Origin of the sequence: Streptococcus sp. HMSC066F10, assembly GCF_001813805.1 — a bacterium.
Taxonomy (GTDB): domain Bacteria; phylum Bacillota; class Bacilli; order Lactobacillales; family Streptococcaceae; genus Streptococcus; species Streptococcus vaginalis.
Genome location: NZ_KV813969.1, coordinates 1 through 209, shown reverse-complemented (window position 1 = coordinate 209; position 209 = coordinate 1). Strand labels below are relative to the sequence as shown.

Here is a 209-nt window from a genome sequence, read left to right as displayed (position 1 = left end):
ATCATCAACCAAAAAATTGCTCAGAAACTGATTGAGAAGGCTTCTATGACCGTCATTGCCCGCCAGCTTGCCATTTCAACTTCAACTGTCATTCGAAAGCTCAATGACTTCCGTTTTAAACATGATTTTTCTCGTCTTCCCGAGATTATGTCTTGGGATGAGTATGCCTTCACTAAGGGAAAGATGAGTTTCATTGCGCAAGATTTTGA

General features: G+C 40.7%; 1 protein-coding gene. It reads left to right on the top strand.

Translation table 11 applies throughout. From position 1 onward, the window contains the following. Window positions 1-209, top strand: a 209-nt coding sequence (locus HMPREF2933_RS04405) for a helix-turn-helix domain-containing protein (protein ID WP_142350142.1), incomplete at both ends; no start/stop codon positions are given.